The sequence below is a fragment of the Pseudomonas sp. MLB6B genome, assembly GCF_054508135.1.
The window spans coordinates 3389720-3412115 of sequence record NZ_CP199313.1; the positions used below are offsets into that span (position 1 = coordinate 3389720).

A 22396-nucleotide genomic window follows, 5' to 3' on the forward strand; every position below is an offset into this window, starting at 1 on the left:
ATTCCCCCAGCACTGGCTCGTTCCCTTGATGTACCCGTGCAGGCGCTGCACCCCTCGGCAGGCATGCCGCTCTCCACTCCTATGGACATCCGCCATGAGCCAGACTTCACCTTCAGCCCCCATGAAAGACCTGATCGGCGTGGGTTTCGGCCCTTCCAATCTGGCTTTGGCCATCGCCCTGGAAGAACTCGCGCACACCCACGGCCATGCCCTCGACGCCCTGTTCATCGACAAGCAGACTGACTACCGCTGGCATGGCGAGACCCTGGCCAGCCAGAGCGAGCTGCAGATCTCCTTCCTCAAGGACCTGGTGTCGCTGCGCAATCCCACCAGCCCCTACAGCTTCGTCAATTACCTGCACCAGAAGCAGCGCCTGGCCGACTTCATCAACCTGGGCACGTTCTACCCCTGCCGTTTGGAGTACAACGACTACCTGCGCTGGGCCGCCGAGCATTTCGCCACCCAGGCGCAGTACGGCGAGCAGGTGTTGCGTATCGAGCCCGAGGTGCATCAAGGCCGGGTCGAGCACCTGCGGGTGGTTTCGCAGGACGGCCAGGGCCGAGAAATCGTGCGCCGTAGCCGTTCGGTGGTGGTCGGCACCGGCGGCACACCGAAGATTCCGGATATTTTCCGTAGCCTGAAGGGCGACCCTCGGGTGTTCCACCATTCCCAGTACCTGAGCAGCGTCGCCAAACTGCCCTGCACCCAAGGCAAGGCCATGCGCGTCGCGGTGATCGGCTCGGGACAGAGCGCCGCCGAAGCGTTCATCGACCTCAACGACAGCTACCCGTCGGTGAAGGTCGACATGATCCTGCGCGCCGCCAGCTTGAAACCTGCCGACGACAGCCCGTTCGTCAATGAAATCTTCGCCCCGGACTACACCGACCTGGTGTTCAACCAGCCGGCGGCCGAGCGCGGCAAGCTGATCGAGCAGTTCCACAACACCAACTACTCGGTGGTGGACCTGAATCTGCTCGAACGCATCTACGGCATCCTCTATCGACAGAAAGTGGCCCATCAGTTCCGCCACAACGTGTTGTGCCGACGCCAGGTCGAAACCGTGGCCGCCAACACGGACGGCATCGAGCTGACCATCACCGACCTTGCCACCGGCCAGCAGCAGACCCACCGTTACGATGCCGTGATTTTGGCGACCGGCTATGCCCGCAGCTCCCACCGCGAGCTGCTCGCGCCGCTGGCCGGCTACCTGGAAGACTATGCGGTAGACCGCAACTACCGCGTCCTGACCAGCCCCGACCTGCAAGCCTCGGTGTACCTGCAAGGCTTCTGCGAAAGCAGCCATGGCTTGAGCGATACCCTGCTGTCGGTGCTGCCAGCGCGGGCGGCGGAAATTGGTGAGGCACTGTTTCAGGAGCTGGGCTGCCAACGTGAGCGCATGCAACGGTCGGCGCTGGCCAACAGCGCTTGAGATAGCTACCACCTCAGGCTGTGCCCCACTGGAAAACCGGCCTGTGCGACAACAGCACAGGCCGGTTTTTCAGTGCTTGAAACAAATTCTTTCAATTAAGTGCGTAGGATTTTTATTCTCATTCGTCCTTACTAGTGCGGCCCATTTAGGCTGGGCGTTCGCTCGACCCCATTTCTAGAAGAACGACTGATGGCTCAATCTCCCAAAAAATCCAAATCCAGGCTGTGGTTCCTGGTCCACAGCTGGCTCGCGCTGCCGATCTGGTTTTTCGTGTTGATCGTCTGCTTCACGGGCATGCTCGCCGTGGTCAGCCACGAGATCGTCTGGTTGGCCAACCCCGATGTGCGTGCTACCGCCCCTTCCCCGGACGCCGAGCGCTTGAGCTATCAGCAGGTGCTCGATGCAGTGAAGCAGGCGGAACCTGGCCTTACCATCGAACGGCTCAACCAACCCGATGGCTCGCACTTCGCGCTCAACCTGAGCGTCACCCGGCCAGACGGCTCCAAGCCTACGCTCTACGTCAACCCCTATACCGGCGCGATCCAGGGCCAGGCGCCGGACTTCAACTTTCAGGCTTTCACCCGTGCCTTGCACGGCTGGTGGCTGGTGCCTTTCACCAGCGGTTACAGCTGGGGCTGGTACCTGGTGTCGCTGCTCGGGCTGCCGATGCTGGCGTCTTTGGTCACAGGCCTGGTGGTGTACAAGAAATTCTGGCGCGGTTTCTTCAAACCCGTGCGTACCGGGCACGGTTCGCGCATCTTCTGGGGTGACCTGCACCGTCTGGCCGGGGTCTGGTCGATCTGGTTCATCGCGGTCATCTCCATCACGGGCACCTGGTTCCTGATCCAGGCGATTCTGGCCGACAACCACATCACCATCTCCAGCGAGCCCATCGTACCGGTGATCGCCCGTGAGCAAGTGCCGCAGATGCCCGATGGCAGTGCAGCACCGCGCATCGACCTGGACCAGGCCACACGCATCGCCCAGCAGAGCATTCCGGACCTGGACATCAGTTACGTGTTCATGCCGGGCACGGCCTATAGCCACATCTACATGCTCGGCCGTGGCTGGTACCCGCTGATGATGCAAACCGCCGCGGTCAATCCTTATACACAGAAGATCGACAGCCAGTTCCTGCTGTCGGACCGCTCGGCCCTGGAGTTCGTCACCGAATCCATGCGCCCCCTGCATACCGGTGATTTCGGCGGTCTGGCGATCAAACTGGTGTGGTTCTTCTTCGGCCTGGTTCTGACGCTGATGGTGCTGAGCGGCCTGTTGATCTGGACCAAGCGCACTGCCCAAGCCACTGCCGCCGCCCTCAAGCGCCGCGAGCGACCGGCGCGGACGATCGCCGACACGACGCGCAAAACGCCCGAGCCCGCCATGGAGGTGCAACCATGAGCCGTGCGCAGACCCTGCCGCCGACCGGCTTCAGGCACTGGTGGCTGAAGTGGCGCTTCCACTTGAACATCCTGCTGATCCTGATTCCGTTGGCATTCATGCCCAAATACTTCGCCGATTCGCGCCTGTTCCGCGGTGACGACGGCCTGGGCCAACATATACAGGCCGACATCCCGGTGGGTCGCTGGAGCGTGAGCCTGGCCGAGATGCTCGACCAACCGCCCGTGCAGGACGGCCCGGCCGGCTACTTCAAAGTCTTCAACCTGGCCTTGTGCGCCACCTGCGACGAAGGCGTCAAGGCCATCTACCTGCGCATCGGCAAGCCACGCAGCCTGCGCGCGGCGGGCAGCATCCTGTTCGGCTCGCAGTACCGCATGGCCACCTCGCTGCCGATTCCGCCACGCACCCGGCCCGACGCCCAGATCTGGATCACCATCGAAGGCTGGGACGGCAAGTTGTACCAGGCATCCGTACCCCTGGCCGACGCATCGCCTGCAACCGCAGCCTGGCTCGCCAAACAAGGAGGCAACCCATGAAACACCTGATCCGCAGGCTCGCCCTGCCCTTGCTGATCCTGGCCGCAGGCCCGGCCCTGGCCCACAACCCGATGTGCGAATGCGACGAGAAAGGCGACGGCGAAATCACCTGCAAAGGGGGCTTCTCCGACGGTAGCGGCGCGCCCGGGGTGACCCTCGACGTCATCGGCTACGACGAGCAGGTACTGGTCGGCGGCAAACTCGGCGACGACTCGACCCTGACTTTCAAACGCCCCGACGGCGAGTTCTACGTGCTGTTCGACGCCGGCCCCGGTCACGTGGTGGAAGTCGACCACGCCGACATCGCCGCGCCATGAGCCGCGTCCAAGTCGTGCGCCCGGCCGGTGCCGGGCACGAAACCCTCTACGTACTGCTGGCCGCGCTGGTGATCGTGCTGCTGGCCGCTGCCGTGGTCGGCGCACGCGGTGCCCGGGAAGACGAAGTGGCGCTGGGCGCCCACGAGATCGACGCCCGCCGCGACCTCACTCCAGCCGAGCAAGGCCTGTACACCGACCTGCGGGTGGCCGCCGACGAAATGCGCCTGCTGCGCGAAGACACCGGCAGCAGCCCTGACATAGACGTCCTGGCCGAGGAAGGGCTGCCGCCGTTCGTGGTCGACGCCAGCAGCGAAAGCCGCGGCCGCCACCAATGGCAACGCCTGGGTGAAGACGCCTACCTGGGCCGCAGCCAGGCCACTGACGTGGCTGGCAGTTTCCTGTTGTTGCTGCCCGCCGAGGCCGATTCAGAGCCGGCGGTCTGGCTGCGCCGGCAAGGCGGCGAAGCCGCACCACCGCTCGACCGCTCCGCGACGGGTCTGGCCGATGCCGGTTGGCAGCAGGTCGTCAGCCACTACGACGCTGGGGTCACCCGCCAGCACCGCCACTGAAACAAGGATTCCTCCATGTTCCGCTCCGCCCTGGCGCGTCGCGCCCTTGCCCTGCTGGTCGCCTGCGCCCTGCCCGCCCTGGCCCTGGCCGATGCCGGCAAACCCCTGCGCATCGGCATCACCCTGCACCCCTACTACAGCTACGTGAGCAACATCGTCGGCGACAAGGCCGAAGTGGTGCCGCTGATTCCGGCCGGCTTCAACCCGCATGCCTACGAGCCGCGAGCCGAAGACATCAAGCGCATCGGCACGCTGGACGTGGTGGTGCTCAACGGCGTGGGCCATGACGACTTCGCCGACCGCATGATCGCGGCCAGCGAAAAGCCCGACATCGAGACCATCGAAGCCAACCGCAACGTGCCCCTGCTGGCCGCGACCGGCATCGCCGCACGCGGCGCCGGCAAGGTGGTCAACCCGCACACCTTCCTGTCGATCAGCACCACCATCGCCCAGGTCAACAACATCGCCCGCCAACTGGGCGAGATCGACCCCGCCAACGCGGCGTACTACACCAAGAACGCCCGCGCCTACGCCAAGCGCCTGCGCGGCCTGCGCGCCGCCGCCTTGGCCAAGGTCAGTGCGGCGCCCAATGCCAATTTCCGTGTCGCCACCATCCACGCCGCCTACGACTACCTGCTGCGCGACTTCGGCCTGGAGGTCACCGCCGTGGTGGAGCCGGCACACGGCATCGAGCCGAGCCCGGCACAGTTGAAGAAGACCATCGACCAGTTGAAGGCGCTGGACGTCAAAGTGATCTTCTCGGAGATGGACTTCCCTTCGGCCTACGTCGAGACCATACAGCGCGAAGCCGGCGTGCGCCTGTATCCGCTGACGCACATCTCCTACGGCGAGTACACCAAGGACAAGTACGAGGTGGAGATGCAGCGCAATCTCGACACCGTGGTGCGCGCCATCGAGGAGAACCGCACATGACCGCCGCCCAGCCCATCGGCGTCGGCGGGCCGCGCATCGAGTTCGCCGGCATCGACCTGACCCTGGGCCGCACGCGCATCCTCGAGCAGGTCAGCTTCGACGTCGCCGCCGGCAGCCTCCACGCCATCGTCGGCCCCAACGGCGGCGGCAAGAGCTCGCTGATCAAGACATTGCTCGGGCAGATGCCACACCAGGGGCGCTTGACCCTGCACTGGCCCGGCTCGAGCGAAGTGGTCGGTTACGTACCCCAGGCCCTGGAGTTCGACCGCGGCTTACCGATGACCGTGGACGACTTCATGGCCGCCATGTGCCAGCGCCGTCCGGCCTTCCTGGGTTTGTCGCGCCGCGTGCGGCCGGCCATCGACCAGGCGTTGGAGCGCGTAGGCATGCTCGACAAGCGCAAGCGGCGCATGGGCGCCCTGTCGGGCGGTGAACGCCAGCGCGTGCTGCTGGCCCAAGGGCTGATTCCGGCGCCGCAACTGCTGGTACTCGACGAGCCGATGTCGGCCCTCGACGAAGCCGGCATCCAGGTCTTTGAGCAACTGCTGCATGCCTGGCGCGCCTCGGGCACTACGGTGCTGTGGATCGAGCACGACTTGCAGGCCGTATTGCGCCTGGCCGACCGCGTTACCGGGCTGAGCCGCCAGGTGCTGTTCGACGCCGCGCCGGCAGAGGCGCTGACCCCGGAACGTCTGCTCAGCCTGTTCTCCGTCCATCCACGCCGCGAGGGCGCCGCCTGATGAGCTTCGAAGTGTTTCGTCAACTGGTTCAAGAGTGGGCAGCGGCCGGGTACCTGCCCGAGGCGCTGGCCTATGGTTTCGTCATCAACGCCCTGCTGGCCGGCGCGATGATCGGGCCGGTCCTGGGCGGGCTGGGTACGTTGGTGGTGGTCAAACGCTTCGCCTTCTTCTCCGAAGCGGTCGGCCATGCCGCGCTGACCGGTGTCGCCATCGGCATCCTGCTAGGCGAACCCTATACCGGCCCTTACGGCAGCCTGTTCGGTTACTGCCTGCTGTTCGGCATCCTGCTCAATTTCCTGCGCAACCGCACCGGGCTGTCGCCCGACACCTTGATCGGCGTGTTCCTCTCCGTGTCGCTGGCCTTGGGCGCCAGCCTGCTGCTGATGCTGGCCGGCAAGATCAACGTGCATATCCTGGAGAACGTGCTGTTCGGCTCGGTGCTGACGGTCAGCCCCGAAGACCTGCTGGTCCTTGGCATCGTCGCCTTGCTGGTGGTGGCGCTGGCGGTGCCGCTGTACAACCGCATCATGCTCGCCAGCTTCAACCCGCAACTGGCCGCGGTGCGCGGCGTAGCGGTGAAGACCCTCGACTACCTGTTCGTGGTGCTGGTGACCTTGGTCACGGTGGCGGCGGTGAAAGTGATCGGCGCCATCCTGGTCGGCGCCCTGCTGGTGATCCCTGCAGCGGCAGCACGCCTGGTCAGCCAGTCGCTCAAGGGCTTCTTCTTCGCTTCGGTGCTGATCGCCACCCTCAGCACCCTGGCCGGCATCCTCCTGCCGATCGTCTTCGACCTGCCCATTCCCTCGGGCGCGGCGATCATTCTGGTGGCCGGCGTGTGCTTCGCCCTGGCCGCTCTCGCCCGCGCCCTCCTTCCGCGCCTGCAAGGAAACCCGGCATGAACCTGTCTCTCAAGCATTTGACCCTCGCCCTGGCTCTGGCCGGTGTGCCCTGCCTGGGCCTGGCCGCGCCTGCCGTCAGCGCGGGCACCGACGCCGCCGGTTCGTCCGGCGCGGCAGTGACCGTTTTGACCACCTTGCCCGTCACCCACAGCCTGGCCGCCACGCTGCTCGAGGGCACGTCGGTACGGCTCGAGCGCGCCGCACCGGCCAACCTGCCGGCCAGCCGTCAGCCGTCGTTCTTCAGCACCCGCGGCGGTGCCAGCCTGGACAAGGCCGCACGCCAGGCCGATGCCGTGATCGGCTTGCGCTCGATCTGGCGCGACGATCCGCTCTACCCGATGGCCAGGCGTAGTAACATCCGCATCGTCGAAATCGACGCCGCGCGGCCGGTGGACGGTGCTCTGCCGGGTATCGCCGTACAGGGCGACGATGCCTTCGCCGGTTACCCCTGGCTGAGCCCGACCAACCTCGGCCGCATGGCCGACGTGCTGGCCAACGACCTGGAGCGTCTGGCGCCCGCCGACAAGACGCGCATCCAGAACAACCTCGCGGGGCTCAAGCGCCAGTTGTTGGCGTTGCAGTCAACCAGCCAGACGCAACTGGCTGAGGTCGACAACCTGAGCGTGGTCAGCCTCTCCGAACGCCTGAGCTATCTGGCCGGCGGCATGAACCTGGACCTCATCGACCAGCCGTTGCCCGCAGGCGATCGATGGGACGCGGCGGCCCTCAAGCTGCTTGGTGACAACCTCCAGGCGAACGACGTAGCCCTGGTACTGCATCATCGCCAGCCCGACCCCGCCGTGGCCGATGTCATCAAAGCAGCGGGCGCCAAGCTGGTGGTGGTCGACAGCGACGCCGAAGACACGCTTGGCGGGCTGAAAGCCAGCGTCGAGCAAGTAACGGCGGCCCTGCGCGGCTGACCTGGCGCTGCGCTCCCGGCAAGCACTGCCGGGGGTGCGGCCGCCAGCCGAGCATCGTTACACATGCCGACAGCTATGTAATGGATTGTACAAAGCAGGAAGCCGATTGCTATGCTGGCGCGCTTGGGCCATTCCCTTGGCCGCCTCTATCAGTAAGTACCGTTCATGAAAATCGCTCTCGTCCTGATCTTCGTCCTGTCCATCAGTTACGTGCACCTGCGCGGTCGCGTACGCCACAAACTGACTCGGCAGTTGGGCGATCACTCCAGTTTCCTCGCGCCGATCAACTGTTTCCTCTACCTGTTCTCCCGCCATCCTGCCAAACCTTATCTGCCGGTCGAGGCCTTTCCTGAACTCGCACCCTTGCAGGCGCATTGGCAGGAAATCCGCGAAGAGGCGGTGCAATTGCTGCATGGCGGCGAGATCAAGAAGTCGGAAAACTACGACGACGTGGGCTTCAACTCGTTCTTCAAGACCGGCTGGAAACGCTTCTACCTCAAGTGGTATGGCGAGAGTCATCCGTCTGCGCTGAGCCTGTGCCCGCGCACCACCGAACTGCTGCAAGGCATCGGCACGGTCAAGGCGGCCATGTTCGCCACGCTGCCACCGGGCGCCAAGCTGGTGCGCCACCGCGACCCCTACGCGGGCTCTTACCGCTATCACCTGGGCCTGGACACCCCCAACGACGACGGCTGCTACATCGACGTCGACGGCGAAAAGTACGCTTGGCGCGACGGCGAGGCGGTGGTGTTCGACGAGACCTACATCCATTACGCCGCCAACACCACCGAACACAACCGCATCATCCTGTTCTGCGACATCGAACGCCCGCTCAAGTACCGCTGGGCCACTGCGTTCAACCGCTGGTTCAGCCGCAACGTCATGTCCGCAGCGGCCGCACCCAACGATGCCAACGACAAGACCGGCGCGATCAACCGCCTGTTCACCCGCATCTACCGCATCCGCGAACGCGGCAAGGCGCTGAAGAAGCGCAACCGCACGCGCTACTACCTGGAAAAATGGGCCGTGGTGGCCGCGTTGGTCCTGGTGTTCATCTACATCTGAGGCCGTCTTGGGCCGCCGGCACTTGCCGGGCGGCCTGGGGCGTCCCACACTGCGCGGTCCGTTCGCACAGGAAAGCCTGCCCATGCACATCCGACCCATGACCCCGGACGACTTCGAGCGTTTCTGGCCCACTTTCCAGGCCGTGGCCCAGGCGCGCGAGACCTACGCCTACGCCCCCGACATCAGCTTCGAGCAGGCACGCCAGCTCTGGTTGGAACTGCCGCTGCACACCTTGGTGGCCGAAGACGAGGGGCAACTGCTGGGCTCCTACTACCTCAAAGCCAACGCCGCCGGCCCCGGCTCGCACGTAGGCAACTGCGGCTACATGGTCTGCGAAGCGGCACGCGGCCGCGGCGTGGCGCGGGCGCTGTGCGAGCACTCGCAGAAACTCGCGCGCCAGGCTGGCCTACTGGCGCTGCAGTTCAATTCGGTGGTGGCCACCAACGAGGTAGCGGTCGCGCTGTGGCAGGCACTGGGCTTTGAAACCGTCGGGCGCCTGCCCAAAGCCTATCGCCATGCCCGTTTTGGTCTGGTGGATTGCCTGGTGATGTACAAGTGGCTGGCCGACGAGCCGGTGACCGAAACACCACCCTTGCTCATCGGCCGCAAGAACATCGAAGCGCGGGTGTCGCGCCGCCGAGGCCGCTGACCCGAAAGACGCTTCGGGGCGATGCTCAAAGTCGTCTTCGCACGGGGCAAGGCCTCGCAAACCCCGACATGCAACGGTTTTATCCGCAGGTTTTGCGCTCGCTCACATTCTTGAAGGCTAGACGGGCCAAAACCGCTGCCGGGCCGTTCGTTGCGATACCCTACGCAGCGTTCCCCTCTGTCCGGATTTCGCCTGATGCCTTCCTCGCCCGACGCCTCGCGCACCCCATCCGCCGACCCTACCCTGACCTGCGCCTACGACCTGCTGCGCCACTCGCAACGTCCACTGCCAAACGCTCAGCGCGGCGCCGAATGGACTGGGGGCTGGTGTCTGGGCTTACCGCCCGGCATTCGCCCCAGTCAATGGCCACTCAGCGAGACCTTCGGTCACCCGCTGCGGCATGCCTTCACCCTGCACATTCCAGAGCAGTACCGCACCCAGGGCGATGCGCGCGTGGCCTTGAGCCTGTTCGTCGACGATCAGTTCGACGAACTGTCGGCCAATGAAGCGGTGGAAGCCTTCTTTGCCGCAGAGCTGCCTGAAGCCGCCCCACAAGACCAGGCACTGCGCGCGCTCTGGCAGCATGCCAGAGATCGCCATCCCGCACGCTTCGACATGCGCGACATCCTCGGCACGCAATACGCCGGTTTGTGGCTGACCCAAGCCGAGTTCGACGGCCCGCTCTGCCCGGCGCCGCGCCTGCCGGCCAATGGGCTGCTCGGGCCCGAGCCGACTTGGCACACGCAGCCCTACCCGGTCTATTTCCATGACCTGCGCATCCGCGAACCCGACGCGCCGCCTCTGGAGCTGCTGCCCGGTGCCGGCCTGGAAACGGCGTTGCCCATCCTCGCGCAGCTGCGCGAGGGCGACCCCAACGTGGGCAAGCCGCCGCGGGAGTGGGACGACGAGTGCGTGGAGAGCGGCTATGTGCCGGCCTTCGGCGAGTCGGCGCAGGGGCTCGATCTGGAACGCTTCTTCGGGCGTAACCATCTGGGCGGCACGATGATGCCGGTGCAGGGTTATCCTGAGTTCGGCCCACGTTTTCTGGAGTTCGAAGAGGATTTCGGCGGCTTCAATTTCGGCTGTGGCACGGGCCAGGTAGACCTCGCGTCGATGCAGTTGGACTGGGCCTGCGGCTAGCGGGCTCAAGTCTGGGCGGGCGGCTAGGTCCCTACCCCGCCTGCGAGCGAAGCTGCGTCATCCTGTCGCAGCAGATTTCTCGGCTTGGCGGCTCGCCGAGCCGTAGAATCCGCCCGGCCTTTTCGTCCAGTCGCCACGAACGCTGGCAACCCGTCGCCATGACCCTCTACGCTCCTGCGCCGCTCTGATCGACCAGGATCCCTCCGCCCGCCCGCTCATTCGCGGCCTGCGGTCGCGTCATGCCCCGGTCGCAGACATTCCCTGGCACTTTGCTGCAGCGCCGGCCTCCAAGGCCTGCTCGATCCCGCATGCCGGAAAGGGCGTCCGTTGTTTTCCTACTTCTAGAGGTACGTATGTCCGTGCGTTTGCTGGGCATGGCGCTGGCGCCATTGCTCGGGTTGTTCATCGTTGCGTTGGGCAACGGCTTTCTATCTTCGCTGACCACCCTGCGTCTGGGCGAGGCCGGTGAGTCGGCCACCATGATCGGTGTGGTGGCGTCCGCCTATTTTCTCGGCCTGACGCTGGGCGCGCTGTTCAACGACCGGTTGATCCTGCGCATCGGCCATATCCGCGCCTATACCTGTTTCGCCTCGCTAATCGCCGCAACCATCCTGCTGCAAGGGCTGTTCGTCGACACCTGGGGCTGGATGGTGCTGCGCCTGATCAACGGCTGGGCCACCGTCGGGGTGTTCCTGGTGATCGAAAGCTGGATGCTGCTGGCCGGCGACGCGAAGATTCGCGGGCGCCTCTTGGCGCTGTACATGATCGCGCTATACGGCGCTGGGGTACTGGGCCAAGCGTTTCTCGGCGAGCTGGCCGGCTGGGGCTCGACCGCACCGTTCATGGTCGCCGGCATGCTGGCCTCGCTGTCGATCCTGCCCATCGGCGTGCTGCCGCGGGTCTCGCCCCTGCTCGACCAGGTGGAACCGCTCAAACCGCGCCAGCTGCTCAGCGTGACGCCCAGCGGTCTGGTGGGCTGCTTCGGTTCGGGCGTGGCCATTGCCGCGGTGTACTCGCTGCTGCCGCTGTACCTGCAACGCATTGGCCTGGACACCGGTGAGGTAGGCCGCATGATGGCCTGGGTGATCCTCGGCGCGATGCTCCTGCAATACCCGGTAGGGCGCTGGTCGGACCGCACCGACCGCCAGGACGTGTTGATCGTGCTGGGGGCGGTGTGCGTGGCGCTGTCGTTGGGTATTCTGCTGTTGCCATCGGGCTCGCCACTGCTGCCCGCGCTGCTGTTCCTGCTGGGCGGCGGAGTATTCGCGGTGTACCCGGTCGCGGTCAGCCATGCGGCCGACCGGGCACCGGCCGACGCCATCGTGCCGATGATCCAAGGCATGCTGCTGATCAACTCGCTGGGTTCGGCGATGGCCCCGCTGATGATTTCGCCCGCAATGACCGCTTATGGTGAGACCGGCCTGTTCTGGGCCTTCGCAGTGGTCAACCTGGGCATGGTCGGGTTCTTCCTGTGGCGCCGTGGCAAGCGCCCGGCTCCCGAGCATCCGGCACCCTTCGCGCCGTCGGCGACCTTCTCGCCTACCGGTGCCGAGCTGCGGGTGACCGAAGAGCTGATCCATGCGGCCCACGAGCACCCCACCATGGCCGATACGCATTCCTACGCGGACGTCGAAGCGGTCGAGAGCCCCACTCCGCCCAAAACCGATAGCGCGTAACATCCAGTAACCTCACACGCATGACCGTCTGTCGTCTGCCGGGCACCGCCGCCCGGCCGGCGCAGCCGAACCGAATGTAAGATCCCTTCCTTCAGGAGATTCACATGATCAGCATTCGCCCGCTTTCCATCGCACTCGCCCTGAGCCTCGGCCTGGCCTCGGTTGGCAGCTTCGCCGCTACCACCGGCACTTCCACCGGCACTTCCGGCACTGGCCATTCCACCACCCACGGCGCTGGCGCCTCCGGCACTGCCGTTCCTGGCACCGACACCAGCGTGAACGCCCCTGGCGGCGCGGGCAAGAACGACTCCAACGCCAATACCACCACGGGCGCGAGCACCGGCACCAATGCCGACGCCGCCCAAGGCATGCCTGCGCCAAAGAACAACGATGGCAGCACCAACTCGCTGCCGGGTACCGGCAACACCGCGCCCAAGCAGTGATGCACCTTCGGCGCTGACCTGCGTTGCGCGGGTCACGCCGTTGTTTCTGCCCTAGGTTGCGAACCGACCGACACGCGACATCCTTCCTGTCACACCCATCACGCCCTCCTCCGTCAACGCTGCATGCAGCGCTGGTAGCGCGCATCCACACGCTGGGCGAACCAGGCCGTGGTGAGCTTGCGTGTGATCTTTGGACTTTCCAGAACGATGCCGGGCAACACCGCGCGTGGCATTGGCTTGCCGGTTTTGGCATCAGCCAAGGCGAAAACTCCGATATAAAGCCTGGTCTCTTCGAACGCCAACCCGTCTTCCTGCTCCAACTGCCGACGAATCTGCGGGTTGCGCAGCCCAAGCCTGCCGCCCAGGGTTCGCGCCGCCTGCTCGGTCTTGCCGGGCATCAGTGCGCCAGGGTTTATCAAGTCGCCGTCAAGCGCCAGCGGAGTGCCCGTCACACGACTCAACGCCGCCTGGAACGCAGCGTCGCGGCTCGCGTACCAACCGGCGTTGAAATCCGCGAAGCGGTACAGCGGCTGGGTGTAATGGGTGGGGTAACCCAGCAGGTGAGCGATACCGAAATACAACCCGCCACGGCGGGTGAACACTTCCTGGCGCAAGGTTCCGCTGTAGGTGTAGGGGTAATCCTGCGCATGCTTCTGGGCGAAATCGACGCTGACCTGCATCGGCCCGCCCGTGCGCACTGGGTTGAGCCCCGCGAACAACGTACGGCCCAGCGGCAGACTGGCGATGACGTCGTCGTACAGCGCACTCAGCTCGCCTTCGCTGCGCACCGCCAACAGGCGCTGCTGGTAGGTCTTGCCTTTGGCCGAGGTGCTGTCGAGCGCGACGTCGACCAACAGTTTGGGTATGTGCAAGCGCCCCGCACGCCGGTCGATCTCCTCCCGGGCGATGCGGCCCAGGCCTGGCACCTTGGGATCGGCGTTGAAGGTCGACTCCTGCTCGGCCACCGCCAGTACCGCGCACAGGTTGCTGCGGTCGGCGGGCAGGCGCTGGGCGGCCATGGCGACTTGGATGTCTTCGGCCCAGCCCTTGCGGTCGTCGAGGTGCGCGGGTAGCAAACGCACTAGCCGGGCGCGTACCGCGGCAGGGTCGTCCTGAGGGTCGGGCGCGGCTGCGCGCTGACCGGCGCAGCCTTGCAACAACGCCAGCACCATCAATCCGGTGCAACTGGCGCGCAGACGCCAAGAGCGGGCAGGCATCGTGGGGGGTGTGGCCGCATACAGTGCGCTGCCGGGCGCCTGCCATGGGCAGGACAACGGCGTGGCCTGAAGCCGATCGATCGACATGCGGACGTCCCGTGCTTGAAATAGCGGCTTAGCCTCCCTCAAGCGGGGAGCCACGTCAATCAAGCGTCAATCAAGCGCGCAGACGATGCGGCTGCAAACGGCTGGTGAGCGCATCCAGCACGCGCTCTTCCTCGGTATGGATGAAGAAATGCCCGCCCGCGAACATTTGCAGGTCGAAAGGCCCCAGCGTCTCCGGCCCCCAAGCCATCAGCTGCTCCTGAGTGGCACGGTCGGCGTCTCCAGCCAGCACATGCAGCGGGCAGCGCAATGGCGGCCGCTGGCGATAGGCATAGCGGCCGCACAACAGGAAGTCGGCCCGCAGGATCGGCAAGGTCAGGCCCATCAGTTCTTCGTTGGCCAACACGTCTTCAGGGGTGCCCTGTAGTTGGCGCAGCTCCTCGATCAACTGAGGATCGGACTTGGGCTCGCGCCAATCCTTGCCGTCGTATTCCTCGCGGCGTGTCGGCGCCGCCGTACCGCAGGCGAACAGGGCCAAGGGCGCAGGGCAGCCCAAGGCTTGCAGTTCATGGGCCAGTTCGAACGCCAGCAGCGCTCCCAAGCTGTGCCCCAATAGCGCATAAGGCTTGCTGGCCACCAGCCGCTGCTCGGCGGCCAGTTGCCGGGCCAACGCCTGCATGTCGGTCTGCAACGCTTCGCCGAAGCGTGCGCCACGTCCAGGCAACTCCACCGGGCGTACGCTCAGCCAAGCGGGCAGCTTGCGCCGCCAGCGCGCGTAGACCATGGCGCTGGCTCCCGAATACGGCAGGCACAATAGGTTCAGTGCGGTCACTCGCAGGGCCTCAGGAGGCTGCGCTTTCGGCCATCTTCTGGCGCAGGCTCAAAGGCCGCATGTCGGTCCATACCTCGTCGATGTAGGCCAGGCATTCGGGCTTGAAGCCGCTTTTGCCGACAGTGCGCCAGCCGTTGGGGATCGTCTTGTAGTCGGGCCAGATGGAATATTGCTCTTCGTGGTTGACCACTACCTGGAACACGATGTCGTCACGGTCGAATACGGAAGTCATTGCTTGTCTCCTTGAAGATGGGGCCGTTGCATGGGACGCAGGGCAGGTCTTCAAAAGACGTAGGAGCATTCTGAGAAATTAGTCAGACATAACCGCAAAACTTGGCCAGCCACACCGTAGGTCAAGCCCCCTCACGCACCGCCCAGCAAATCGTGGGCGTCAAGCAGGCGATAAAGCACTTCGGGATTGCGCTCCAGCCCACGGCGGATGGCTGCGGGGATTTCCCGACGGGTTTTACGGCACAGGCCGGGTTGCGCGTCGATGTCGATCTGCACGCCGCGCCCGCTGCGCACTTCGTGGTCGCCAGGGCCGATGTGCAAACGGATGCCGAGGTTGTCTTGCAGACGCTGTTGCAGGCGATAAAGGTCGGCGAGGTCTTGCAGGTTTTCCAAGCGCTCGAGCAGGCGCCGCTCTTCCTGGCGGGTCAGCAGCAGGATGCGCTGGGCCGGGGACGGGCTTTCGGCCAATCGCTCGCGACCGCAGTCGCAGGCGCCGGGTGGGCAGGGTTGGCGCAAGGGCGTGGGTTGGGTCATGGCCTCAGCATAGCCTGTATGTAACGGGTTGCAGGCCAGAGACTGCGGGGCGTCTGGCACCCATGCCCTGCGCCGGCGCCAGGGCGCCGGCGCGGCTCAACTGCCCAGGCCTTCGGGCAACAAGCTGCGCTCGAAGGTGAACAACCGATCGGCCTGGGGCATATGCCGGTACAACTGCTGCGGCCGCCCGAGTCGCGGTTGGTTGCGCTCCCCGGTATCGCTCACCCACCCCAGCTCCTTCATGCGCTCCAGGCGCTTGCGCAGCGAGGTGTTGTTGACCGTCGCGCCCAGGCAGGCCTGGGTGGCGTGCAAGACGTCGAGCACGGTGAAGCGCTCGGGCGCCAGGTACAGCGGCAAGCTGCTGTACACCGTTTTGGTCGCCAGACGCTCGCGGGTCAAGCGCACCAGCAGGTTATGGTCGAAGGGCAGCAGCACCTTGCGCTGCAAGACGCTGTCTAGTTCGAAGAACCCGAGGTCGTCGCTCGACAGCGCGGTATCGGGCGCCAGCAACGCCAAGTAGTACGTGCTCAGCGACCAGCCGCGCGGATCGCGAAAGGCGTTGCCCTCGGTGCCGACCTGCTCCAGGTAACGCGGCTCGACCCGCGCTTTTTCCCGCAGGGCGCGCTCGGCGGCGGTCGCCAGGCTGTTGTCGAGGCTGCGGCCGTTGACGATGACGCCAGGCAGCGCCCAGTCGCCCAGGTGCGGTTCGCGTTCACGGCGGTGCAGCAGCACTTGCAAGGTTGCAGTGTCAGGGGCCATGCGCAGCGCGACGATGTCGACGCTGGCCAGAACTTCGGCACGGCTCATGGCGTACTCCAGGAATGGGAAGTCGAGATATTCCACCAGAAATGCAATCCGTGACAAGACCCACGTTTTTAAAGATCCAAGGCTTGACAGACTTATTGCACCAGGTGAATTATATAGGCATTCCCGCATAAGGAGTCATGTGATGAAGATCGCCAGTTTCGATGTCGACGCGCAGAACGGCTTCACCTGCAACGCACCCGACGAGCTGCCCGTCCCCGGCGGCCACGAAATCGTCCCCGCCCTGCAAGCCATGGCCCAGCGCGCCGACCTGCGTCTGGGCAGCAAGGACGCCCACCCGCGCAATGCCGTGTGGGTCGTGGCCGAGCACGCGCAGATGCTGCAACCGCTCGACCTGCCCAACGCTGACTTGACCTGGGTCAGCCACTGCGTCCCGGGCACGCCAGGATTCGAGCTGCTGCCCGGCCTGCCGGCACCCATCGACTACGACTACTTCGTCTGGAAGGGCGTAGAGCCCGACCTGCACCCCTACGGCGCCTGCTACCACGACCTGGCCGAGCGCCGCTCCACCGGTGCCATCGAATACCTCAAAACCCAGGGCGTGAGCGTGGTGATCGTCGGCGGCCTGGCCCTGGACTACTGCGTCGCCACCACCGCCCGCCAACTGCGCGATGCCGGCCTGCAGGTGCTGCTCTACCTACCGGCCTGCCGCGGGCTGAGCGCGGCGGGCTGCGCCAGCGCCTGCGAGGCCATGGTGGCCCACGGCATCCGCCTGTGCGCCGACGAGAGCGCCCTCGACCAGACCCTCAACGAACTGCGGGAGACCTTGCAATGAGCGAACACATCTTCGGCGACCGTATCGTCCAGAACCTGCTGGACACCGATTTCTACAAGATCACCATGATGCAAGCGGTGCTGCACAACTACCCCAACGCCGAAGTGGAGTGGGAATTCCGCTGCCGCAATGGCGAAGACCTCTCCCCGTACCTGGCCGAAATCCGCTACCAGGTCGAGCAGTTGGCCGAGGTCTCGGTCACCCTCGACCAGTTGGCCTACCTGGAAAAGATCCCCTTCATCAAACCGGACTTCATCCGTTTCCTAAGCCTGTTCCGCTTCAACCTGCGTTACGTCCACATCGGCCTGGACGACAGTGGCCAACTGGCCATCCGCGTACGCGGGCCTTGGCTGCATGTGATCCTCTACGAGATTCCGCTGCTGGCGATCGTCTCCGAGGTGCGCAACCGCCAGCGTTACCGCGACGTGCGTCTGGAGCAGGTGGGCGAGCGTCTGTACCAGAAGCTCGACTGGCTGCACCAGGAAGCCAGCGACGCCGAACTTGCAGGCTTGCAACTGGCCGACTTCGGCACCCGCCGGCGCTTCTCCTACCCGGTCCAGGAAGAGGTGGTGCACATCCTCAAGCGCGACTTCCCCGGCCGTTTCGTCGGCACCAGCAACGTGCATCTGGCCCGCGAGCACGAACTCAAGCCCATCGGCACCATGGCCCACGAATGGTTCATGGCCCACCAGCAGCTCGGCCCGCGCCTGGTCGACAGCCAGGTCGCGGCGCTGGAATGCTGGGTGCGCGAGTACCGCGGCCTGCTGGGCATCGCCCTGACCGACTGCATCACCATGGACGCCTTCATGGGCGACTTCGACCTGTACTTCGCCAAGCTCTTCGACGGCTTGCGCCATGATTCGGGCGACCCATTGGCCTGGGCCGAAAAAGCCATCGCCCACTATCAGCGGTTGGGCATAGACCCGGCCAGCAAGACGCTGATCTTTTCCGACGGTCTGGATTTCGCCAAATCGCTCGCGCTGTACCGCGCCCTGCACGGACGCATCAACGTGAGTTTCGGCATCGGCACCCAGCTGACCTGCGACATCCCAGGCGTGCAGCCGATGAACATGGTCATCAAGATGACCGAGTGCAACGGCGCGCCGGTGGCGAAGATCTCCGACAGTCCGGGCAAGACGCAGTGCCGGGACGAGAATTTCGTCAGCTATCTGCGGCACGTATTCAACGTGCCGAGTTGAATCGGACTGCACATCGGCGCGGCGGGGCGTAGAAGGATCTGCGCCCGCCTTTGCCCCGGCGGGTATCGCGAGCCCTCCCAACACTCGCCGAGCCGCCACTCGCCGCGCTTGCTGAAACGTTTATGTGGGTCTATAAAAACGCACAACTCAAAGAAAGGCCCTTGCCATGACCCCGCTCAAATTCCTCGTCGCCCTCGGCGCACTGTCCGCTGCCACCCCCGCCTCGGCCTGGGACTACGTCCTGCTCGACACCGACAAAGCCGCCCAGCCTTGGCAGATCACCAGCGCGCAACTGGGCATCAAGACCGACAAGCCGTTCAGCGTCACCCTGCGCACCTTGCACGGTGGGCGGCAGGAAGGCGTCAGCATCGTCGACATCGACAACGGCACGATGAAGCTCTCGGTCGTGCCCACGCGCGGCATGAACGTGCTGCACGCCTCGGTCGGCGACGTGCGCATGGGCTGGGACTCCCCAGTCAAGGACGTGGTCAACCCCGCATTCATCGAGCTCAACGGCCGTAACGGCCTGGGTTGGCTGGAGGGCTTCAACGAGCTGGTGGCCCGCTGCGGCTACGAATGGGTCGGCCATCCGGGCGTCGACAACGGCGAGCTGCTGACCCTGCACGGCCGCGCGGCCAACATTCCGGCGAGCAAAGTCACCCTGCACATCGAAGAACGACCGCCCTATGCCATCACCCTGCGCGGCGAGCTGAAGGAGCAGGCGTTCAAGAAGGTCGATTTCTCGGTCGCGACCGAACTGGTCACCGAACCTGGCAGCGCGGCGTTCGCCCTCAACGACACCCTGACCAACGGCGGCGATTACCCCAAGGAATACCAGGCGCTGTACCACAGCAACTTCAGCACGCCGCTGCTCGAAGAAGGTGCCCGCTTCGTCGCTCCGGTGAAGCAGGTGTCGCCTTTCAACGACAAGGCCAAGGGCGATCTGGCCGACTGGCAGACCTACCGTGCGCCCACCAAGGACTACGACGAGACGGTGTACAACGTGGTGCCCTATGCCGACGACAAGGGCGACACCTTGACCGTCTTGCACAACAAGGCCGCCAACCTGGGCGTCGCGGTGGGCTTCAACACGCAGACGTTGCCGGTGTTCTCGCTGTGGAAGAACACCGACACGCAAGGCCAGGGTTACGTCACCGGGCTGGAACCGGGGACCAGCTTCTCCTACAACCGCCGCTATCAGCGGCCGCTGAATCTGGTGCCCACGATCGGGCCGAAGGAGCAACGGCAGTTCCGCATCAGCTACCGCTTGCTGGCGGACAGGACTGCCGTGGACCAGGCCCTCAAGCAGATAAGCAATATTCAGAAAGGCCGCGAAACGCAGGTGCGACCGACACCCTTGGTCGACCTGAACGACCAGTGATCGTCCCGCGATCAGACGTTTCGCCCTGATGCCGTTCCAGGCGTGCTGTGTGACGCAGCCGGGGACTCGGCTGTCGGCGGCTCATAGGGGGCCGCCTGTTCGCCTCGGCCCAGCAGCATCCAAGTGGCGACGGCTACCCCCAAGGTGACGCCGCTCAATATCAGCATCAGCGTATCGAAACCGTCGAGGTAGGCGACACGCAGCAACTGCGGATCGAATGCAGGGTCCAGCGTGCCCAGCGACAGAAGCTGGGCTATCTCGCTGCTGCGCTGGCCAGGTATGAGGGGTTCGAGCCGGCCGGCCACCAGCACGCTGAGCAACGCGACGGCAGTCGCCAGCGCAATGCCCTCACCTGCCACTCGCATGGTATTGAAAATACCCGCAGCCATGCCGGCCCGCTCGCGAGGCACCACGCCAATGGCCAACCCATCCATCAGCCCCCACGGAAGCGCTGTGCCCATACCGATCGTCAGCATCGTACCCACGAATCGTGACCCCGCCTCGGTAGGCGTATGCGCCAGAAGATAAAGACCCACAGCGGCGATCGAAAAACCGACCGCGCACAGCTTGCCTGCCCGGATCCATCGTGACAGCCAGGCCGCCAGTAGCGGCACGACCAGCATCGGCGCAGACAGGGCCAGCAGCAGCAAGCCACTGTCCGAAGGTGCGATACCTTCGACACCCAAGCGAAACGTGAGCAGTACGATCAAGACGATATAGCAATAGCAGGTACCGATAGGCAGTAACTGCACGCCTATGAACCGCGGGTACCTGAACAATGTCAGCTCGAGCATCGGTTGCTCGATATGCAGTTCGATCATCACGAACGCCGCCATGCTCAGCGCCGCACCCGCCAGGAGCCCAATGACCAAAGGCGTGCGCCAGCCAGTCTGGGGCGCAAGAACGATCGCTGCGGTGAGCAACACGAGCATGACCGAGAAGCTGGCAGCGCCTGCCCAATCGAACGCGTATGCCTTGGGGGCGCGGGTCTCCCGCATACAGACCACCGCCACCAGCAGCGAGACTGCCGCGAAGATTGCGGGGGTGGCAAAGATCGCACGCCAACCGAAATGCTCGAGTAACAGGCCGCCTGCGAGGGGGCCGAAGGCCAGCCCTATGCCAAAGGTGGTACCCAGCAGACTGAACGCACGTGCCCGCGCCCGACCTTCGAACACCTGGGCCAGTGCCGCAGAACCGCTGGCCAGGGTGGCCGCAGCGGCAGCCCCTTGCACCGCCCTCAGCACGATCAGCCAGCGCATGCTGGACACACCGGCAAGGGCGATGCTGACCGTTGCCAGCAGTGCCAACCCTGCGATGAACAGCCGCTTGCGGCCGTAGGCATCGGATAGGGTGCCGGCGGCCATGAGCAGACTTCCAAAGCTGAGCATGAAAGCGTTGGTGACCCAGGGAAGCTGGGACGGCTCAGCGGCCAAGGCCCGACCGATCGCAGGTGTGGCGACGGCGCCACCCGTGAAGCTCAATGGCAGCACCAGCGCCGCAAGGCAAATAGCGCACAGAACATGTAAACGTCCTCTTGGCGAGGCACCTTGAGCGATCTGCATGACGTGAATCCTTATGTTGCAAGATGGGCAACAGAATCTATAAGGTCCGCAATTGCTGAAAAACGCTCTGCCGCTCCACTGTCAACGGACGTAAAGGATGTAATTCAATGCAAAGTCTCAATGGCATCCTGGCGTTCGTGAGAACGGCCGAACTCCTGAGTTTCGTCAAGGCAGGCCGGGCCATCGGCATTTCCGCCTCGGCTGTGGGCAAGAACGTTGCCCGCCTGGAGGCCTCGCTGAACGTACGGCTTTTCCAGCGCCACACCCGCAAAGTAAGCCTTACCGACGAGGGCCAACTGTTCTACGAGCGCTGCCGGCCCATCCTCGACGACCTCGAAGATGCCCAAGCCATGCTGTCGCATGTCGCGCAGACGCCACGCGGTCGCTTGCGCATCAGCCTGCCGACCATCGGCTATCGCCTGGTCATGCCGCTGATGGTCGAGTTTCGCGACAACTACCCTGAAATCGAACTGGACATGGACTTCAGCGACCATCTGGTCGACCTGGTCGACGACCGTTTCGACGTGCTGGTGCGCAGCGGCGGGTTGACTGATTCCAAACTCATGTCGCGGCAGCTGGGACCGTTCCAGTTCGTGCTGTGTGCGTCGCCTGCCTACCTGGCGCACAAGGGCTGGCCCTGCACGCCTGCCGAACTGACGTCGCACGACTGCTTGCTCTATCGCTTCGTGACGACAGGCAAGGTCATGCCCTGGGACCTGGCCGAAGGCGCCTCGCCTCGCTCCATCGTGCCCCCTGCGGCGATGACCCTGAACAACATGGAAGCGATCCTGATGGCGGCGCAAAACGGCCTGGGCATCGCCTACATGCCGGACTTTCTAGTGCGTGAATCAATGGCCGCCGGCTCGCTGCAAACGCTTCTGGACGGGTGGACCACGGACGGAGGACAGTTCTGGGCCCAGTGGCGGCCTAGTCGGCACTTGTCGCCCAAGATACGCGTGTTCGTGGACTTCCTCTCGGAGCATCTGTCGCGACGGCACCTCTCTCAAGCCACAGCGGGCCAGTCAGCTAGAGGTACAGCGGCGGGCAGGGCCTTGTAGGGAGAAGGCTAAAGCGATCC

24 protein-coding genes are annotated in these 22396 nt (G+C 64.8%); 18 read left to right on the forward strand and 6 right to left on the reverse strand.

From position 1 onward, the window contains the following. Positions 1–94: 94 nt before the first annotated feature. The 14 genes from ACSMEV_RS14950 to ACSMEV_RS15015 all read left to right on the forward strand — a co-directional run bounded on the left by ACSMEV_RS14950 (position 95) and on the right by ACSMEV_RS15015 (position 12717). A complete protein-coding gene (locus ACSMEV_RS14950) occupies positions 95–1429 on the forward strand; it encodes a lysine N(6)-hydroxylase/L-ornithine N(5)-oxygenase family protein (protein ID WP_459205851.1) in 1335 nt (444 codons plus the stop codon). Positions 1430–1618: 189 nt separating this feature from the next. Then, positions 1619–2830 carry a PepSY-associated TM helix domain-containing protein gene (locus ACSMEV_RS14955; protein ID WP_459205852.1) on the forward strand — a complete coding sequence of 404 codons (1212 nt, stop codon included), beginning with the start codon at positions 1619–1621 and terminating at the stop codon, positions 2828–2830. Further along, positions 2827–3366 (forward strand): thiamine pyrophosphate-binding protein, encoded by a 540-nt coding sequence (locus ACSMEV_RS14960; protein WP_459205853.1) that lies wholly within the window; start codon positions 2827–2829, stop codon positions 3364–3366. The genes ACSMEV_RS14955 and ACSMEV_RS14960 overlap by 4 nt, the downstream gene beginning before the upstream one ends. Beyond that, the gene (locus tag ACSMEV_RS14965; protein ID WP_296268306.1) at positions 3363–3683 is read left to right on the forward strand and encodes a hypothetical protein; all 321 of its coding nucleotides are present in this window, start codon (positions 3363–3365) and stop codon (positions 3681–3683) included. Before ACSMEV_RS14960 ends, ACSMEV_RS14965 begins: the two co-directional genes overlap by 4 nt. Beyond that, complete coding sequence (locus ACSMEV_RS14970; RefSeq protein ID WP_459205854.1) at positions 3680–4252, forward strand: DUF6162 family protein; 573 nt, start codon at positions 3680–3682, stop codon at positions 4250–4252. Before ACSMEV_RS14965 ends, ACSMEV_RS14970 begins: the two co-directional genes overlap by 4 nt. Before the next feature lie 15 nt (positions 4253–4267). Continuing rightward, entirely contained in the window at positions 4268–5185 is a 918-nt protein-coding gene (locus ACSMEV_RS14975) for a metal ABC transporter solute-binding protein, Zn/Mn family (protein WP_459205855.1), read from the forward strand. Continuing rightward, positions 5182–5925 (forward strand): metal ABC transporter ATP-binding protein, encoded by a 744-nt coding sequence (locus ACSMEV_RS14980; protein ID WP_459205856.1) that lies wholly within the window; start codon positions 5182–5184, stop codon positions 5923–5925. Before ACSMEV_RS14975 ends, ACSMEV_RS14980 begins: the two co-directional genes overlap by 4 nt. Further along, on the forward strand, positions 5925–6824 hold the full coding sequence (locus ACSMEV_RS14985; protein ID WP_459205857.1) for a metal ABC transporter permease: 900 nt from the start codon (positions 5925–5927) through the stop codon (positions 6822–6824). The genes ACSMEV_RS14980 and ACSMEV_RS14985 overlap by 1 nt, the downstream gene beginning before the upstream one ends. A 2-nt stretch (positions 6825–6826) precedes the next feature. Continuing rightward, on the forward strand, positions 6827–7744 hold the full coding sequence (locus ACSMEV_RS14990; RefSeq protein ID WP_459208358.1) for a metal ABC transporter substrate-binding protein: 918 nt from the start codon (positions 6827–6829) through the stop codon (positions 7742–7744). Between the two features lie 165 nt (positions 7745–7909). Then, the gene (gene lpxO, locus ACSMEV_RS14995) at positions 7910–8809 is read left to right on the forward strand and encodes a lipid A hydroxylase LpxO (RefSeq protein WP_459205858.1); all 900 of its coding nucleotides are present in this window, start codon (positions 7910–7912) and stop codon (positions 8807–8809) included. 82 nt (positions 8810–8891) lie between these two features. Next, positions 8892–9458: a GNAT family N-acetyltransferase gene (locus tag ACSMEV_RS15000; RefSeq protein WP_459205859.1), complete on the forward strand. Its 567-nt coding sequence runs from the start codon at positions 8892–8894 to the stop codon at positions 9456–9458. Between the two features lie 195 nt (positions 9459–9653). After that, positions 9654–10598, forward strand: coding sequence for a hypothetical protein (locus ACSMEV_RS15005; RefSeq protein WP_459205860.1), 945 nt, complete (start codon positions 9654–9656; stop codon positions 10596–10598). 353 nt (positions 10599–10951) lie between these two features. Continuing rightward, complete coding sequence (locus tag ACSMEV_RS15010) at positions 10952–12274, forward strand: MFS transporter (protein ID WP_459205861.1); 1323 nt, start codon at positions 10952–10954, stop codon at positions 12272–12274. A gap of 104 nt (positions 12275–12378) precedes the next feature. Beyond that, entirely contained in the window at positions 12379–12717 is a 339-nt protein-coding gene (locus ACSMEV_RS15015) for a hypothetical protein (protein WP_459205862.1), read from the forward strand. Between the two features lie 113 nt (positions 12718–12830). Here ACSMEV_RS15015 and ACSMEV_RS15020 read toward each other — a convergent pair whose 3' ends face one another. From ACSMEV_RS15020 to ACSMEV_RS15040, 5 genes are all read right to left on the reverse strand, one after another. Further along, entirely contained in the window at positions 12831–13934 is a 1104-nt protein-coding gene (locus ACSMEV_RS15020) for a DUF1615 domain-containing protein (protein WP_459205863.1), read from the reverse strand. 157 nt (positions 13935–14091) lie between these two features. Continuing rightward, positions 14092–14811: a thioesterase II family protein gene (locus ACSMEV_RS15025; RefSeq protein WP_459205864.1), complete on the reverse strand. Its 720-nt coding sequence runs from the start codon at positions 14809–14811 to the stop codon at positions 14092–14094. Positions 14812–14821: 10 nt separating this feature from the next. Next, a complete protein-coding gene (locus ACSMEV_RS15030; RefSeq protein WP_459205865.1) occupies positions 14822–15043 on the reverse strand; it encodes an MbtH family protein in 222 nt (73 codons plus the stop codon). Positions 15044–15174: 131 nt separating this feature from the next. Further along, entirely contained in the window at positions 15175–15576 is a 402-nt protein-coding gene (locus ACSMEV_RS15035) for a hypothetical protein (protein WP_296268319.1), read from the reverse strand. A gap of 96 nt (positions 15577–15672) precedes the next feature. After that, the gene (locus ACSMEV_RS15040) at positions 15673–16383 is read right to left on the reverse strand and encodes an NUDIX hydrolase (RefSeq protein WP_459205866.1); all 711 of its coding nucleotides are present in this window, start codon (positions 16381–16383) and stop codon (positions 15673–15675) included. A 142-nt stretch (positions 16384–16525) separates the two neighbouring features. Between ACSMEV_RS15040 and ACSMEV_RS15045 the strand changes: the two genes are divergently transcribed. The 3 genes from ACSMEV_RS15045 (at position 16526) to ACSMEV_RS15055 (ending at position 19756) form a co-directional block, all read left to right on the forward strand. Further along, positions 16526–17176 (forward strand): nicotinamidase, encoded by a 651-nt coding sequence (locus ACSMEV_RS15045; protein WP_459205867.1) that lies wholly within the window; start codon positions 16526–16528, stop codon positions 17174–17176. After that, positions 17173–18375, forward strand: coding sequence for a nicotinate phosphoribosyltransferase (gene pncB / locus ACSMEV_RS15050; RefSeq protein WP_459205868.1), 1203 nt, complete (start codon positions 17173–17175; stop codon positions 18373–18375). Before ACSMEV_RS15045 ends, pncB begins: the two co-directional genes overlap by 4 nt. Positions 18376–18541: 166 nt before the next feature. Next, complete coding sequence (locus ACSMEV_RS15055; protein WP_459205869.1) at positions 18542–19756, forward strand: aldose 1-epimerase family protein; 1215 nt, start codon at positions 18542–18544, stop codon at positions 19754–19756. 11 nt (positions 19757–19767) lie between these two features. Here the strand turns inward: ACSMEV_RS15055 and ACSMEV_RS15060 are convergent, their stop codons facing one another. Further along, positions 19768–21318 (reverse strand): MFS transporter, encoded by a 1551-nt coding sequence (locus tag ACSMEV_RS15060; protein ID WP_459205870.1) that lies wholly within the window; start codon positions 21316–21318, stop codon positions 19768–19770. Between the two features lie 107 nt (positions 21319–21425). Between ACSMEV_RS15060 and ACSMEV_RS15065 the strand changes: the two genes are divergently transcribed. Next, a complete protein-coding gene (locus ACSMEV_RS15065; protein ID WP_459205871.1) occupies positions 21426–22376 on the forward strand; it encodes a LysR family transcriptional regulator in 951 nt (316 codons plus the stop codon). Positions 22377–22396 lie beyond the last annotated feature (20 nt).

What these genes read in the sequence shown, in the direction of transcription:
- ACSMEV_RS14950 (WP_459205851.1), top strand. Translation starts at nt 95, where the DNA reads ATGAGCCAGACTTCACCTTCAGCCCCCATGAAAGACCTGATCGGCGTG.
- ACSMEV_RS14955 (WP_459205852.1), top strand. Translation starts at nt 1,619, where the DNA reads ATGGCTCAATCTCCCAAAAAATCCAAATCCAGGCTGTGGTTCCTGGTC.
- ACSMEV_RS14960 (WP_459205853.1), top strand. Translation starts at nt 2,827, where the DNA reads ATGAGCCGTGCGCAGACCCTGCCGCCGACCGGCTTCAGGCACTGGTGG.
- ACSMEV_RS14965 (WP_296268306.1), top strand. Translation starts at nt 3,363, where the DNA reads ATGAAACACCTGATCCGCAGGCTCGCCCTGCCCTTGCTGATCCTGGCC.
- ACSMEV_RS14970 (WP_459205854.1), top strand. Translation starts at nt 3,680, where the DNA reads ATGAGCCGCGTCCAAGTCGTGCGCCCGGCCGGTGCCGGGCACGAAACC.
- ACSMEV_RS14975 (WP_459205855.1), top strand. Translation starts at nt 4,268, where the DNA reads ATGTTCCGCTCCGCCCTGGCGCGTCGCGCCCTTGCCCTGCTGGTCGCC.
- ACSMEV_RS14980 (WP_459205856.1), top strand. Translation starts at nt 5,182, where the DNA reads ATGACCGCCGCCCAGCCCATCGGCGTCGGCGGGCCGCGCATCGAGTTC.
- ACSMEV_RS14985 (WP_459205857.1), top strand. Translation starts at nt 5,925, where the DNA reads ATGAGCTTCGAAGTGTTTCGTCAACTGGTTCAAGAGTGGGCAGCGGCC.
- lpxO (WP_459205858.1), top strand. Translation starts at nt 7,910, where the DNA reads ATGAAAATCGCTCTCGTCCTGATCTTCGTCCTGTCCATCAGTTACGTG.
- ACSMEV_RS15000 (WP_459205859.1), top strand. Translation starts at nt 8,892, where the DNA reads ATGCACATCCGACCCATGACCCCGGACGACTTCGAGCGTTTCTGGCCC.
- ACSMEV_RS15005 (WP_459205860.1), top strand. Translation starts at nt 9,654, where the DNA reads ATGCCTTCCTCGCCCGACGCCTCGCGCACCCCATCCGCCGACCCTACC.
- ACSMEV_RS15010 (WP_459205861.1), top strand. Translation starts at nt 10,952, where the DNA reads ATGTCCGTGCGTTTGCTGGGCATGGCGCTGGCGCCATTGCTCGGGTTG.
- ACSMEV_RS15015 (WP_459205862.1), top strand. Translation starts at nt 12,379, where the DNA reads ATGATCAGCATTCGCCCGCTTTCCATCGCACTCGCCCTGAGCCTCGGC.
- ACSMEV_RS15020 (WP_459205863.1), bottom strand. Translation starts at nt 13,934, where the DNA reads ATGCCTGCCCGCTCTTGGCGTCTGCGCGCCAGTTGCACCGGATTGATG.
- ACSMEV_RS15030 (WP_459205865.1), bottom strand. Translation starts at nt 15,043, where the DNA reads ATGACTTCCGTATTCGACCGTGACGACATCGTGTTCCAGGTAGTGGTC.
- ACSMEV_RS15035 (WP_296268319.1), bottom strand. Translation starts at nt 15,576, where the DNA reads ATGACCCAACCCACGCCCTTGCGCCAACCCTGCCCACCCGGCGCCTGC.
- ACSMEV_RS15040 (WP_459205866.1), bottom strand. Translation starts at nt 16,383, where the DNA reads ATGAGCCGTGCCGAAGTTCTGGCCAGCGTCGACATCGTCGCGCTGCGC.
- ACSMEV_RS15045 (WP_459205867.1), top strand. Translation starts at nt 16,526, where the DNA reads ATGAAGATCGCCAGTTTCGATGTCGACGCGCAGAACGGCTTCACCTGC.
- pncB (WP_459205868.1), top strand. Translation starts at nt 17,173, where the DNA reads ATGAGCGAACACATCTTCGGCGACCGTATCGTCCAGAACCTGCTGGAC.
- ACSMEV_RS15055 (WP_459205869.1), top strand. Translation starts at nt 18,542, where the DNA reads ATGACCCCGCTCAAATTCCTCGTCGCCCTCGGCGCACTGTCCGCTGCC.
- ACSMEV_RS15060 (WP_459205870.1), bottom strand. Translation starts at nt 21,318, where the DNA reads ATGCAGATCGCTCAAGGTGCCTCGCCAAGAGGACGTTTACATGTTCTG.
- ACSMEV_RS15065 (WP_459205871.1), top strand. Translation starts at nt 21,426, where the DNA reads ATGCAAAGTCTCAATGGCATCCTGGCGTTCGTGAGAACGGCCGAACTC.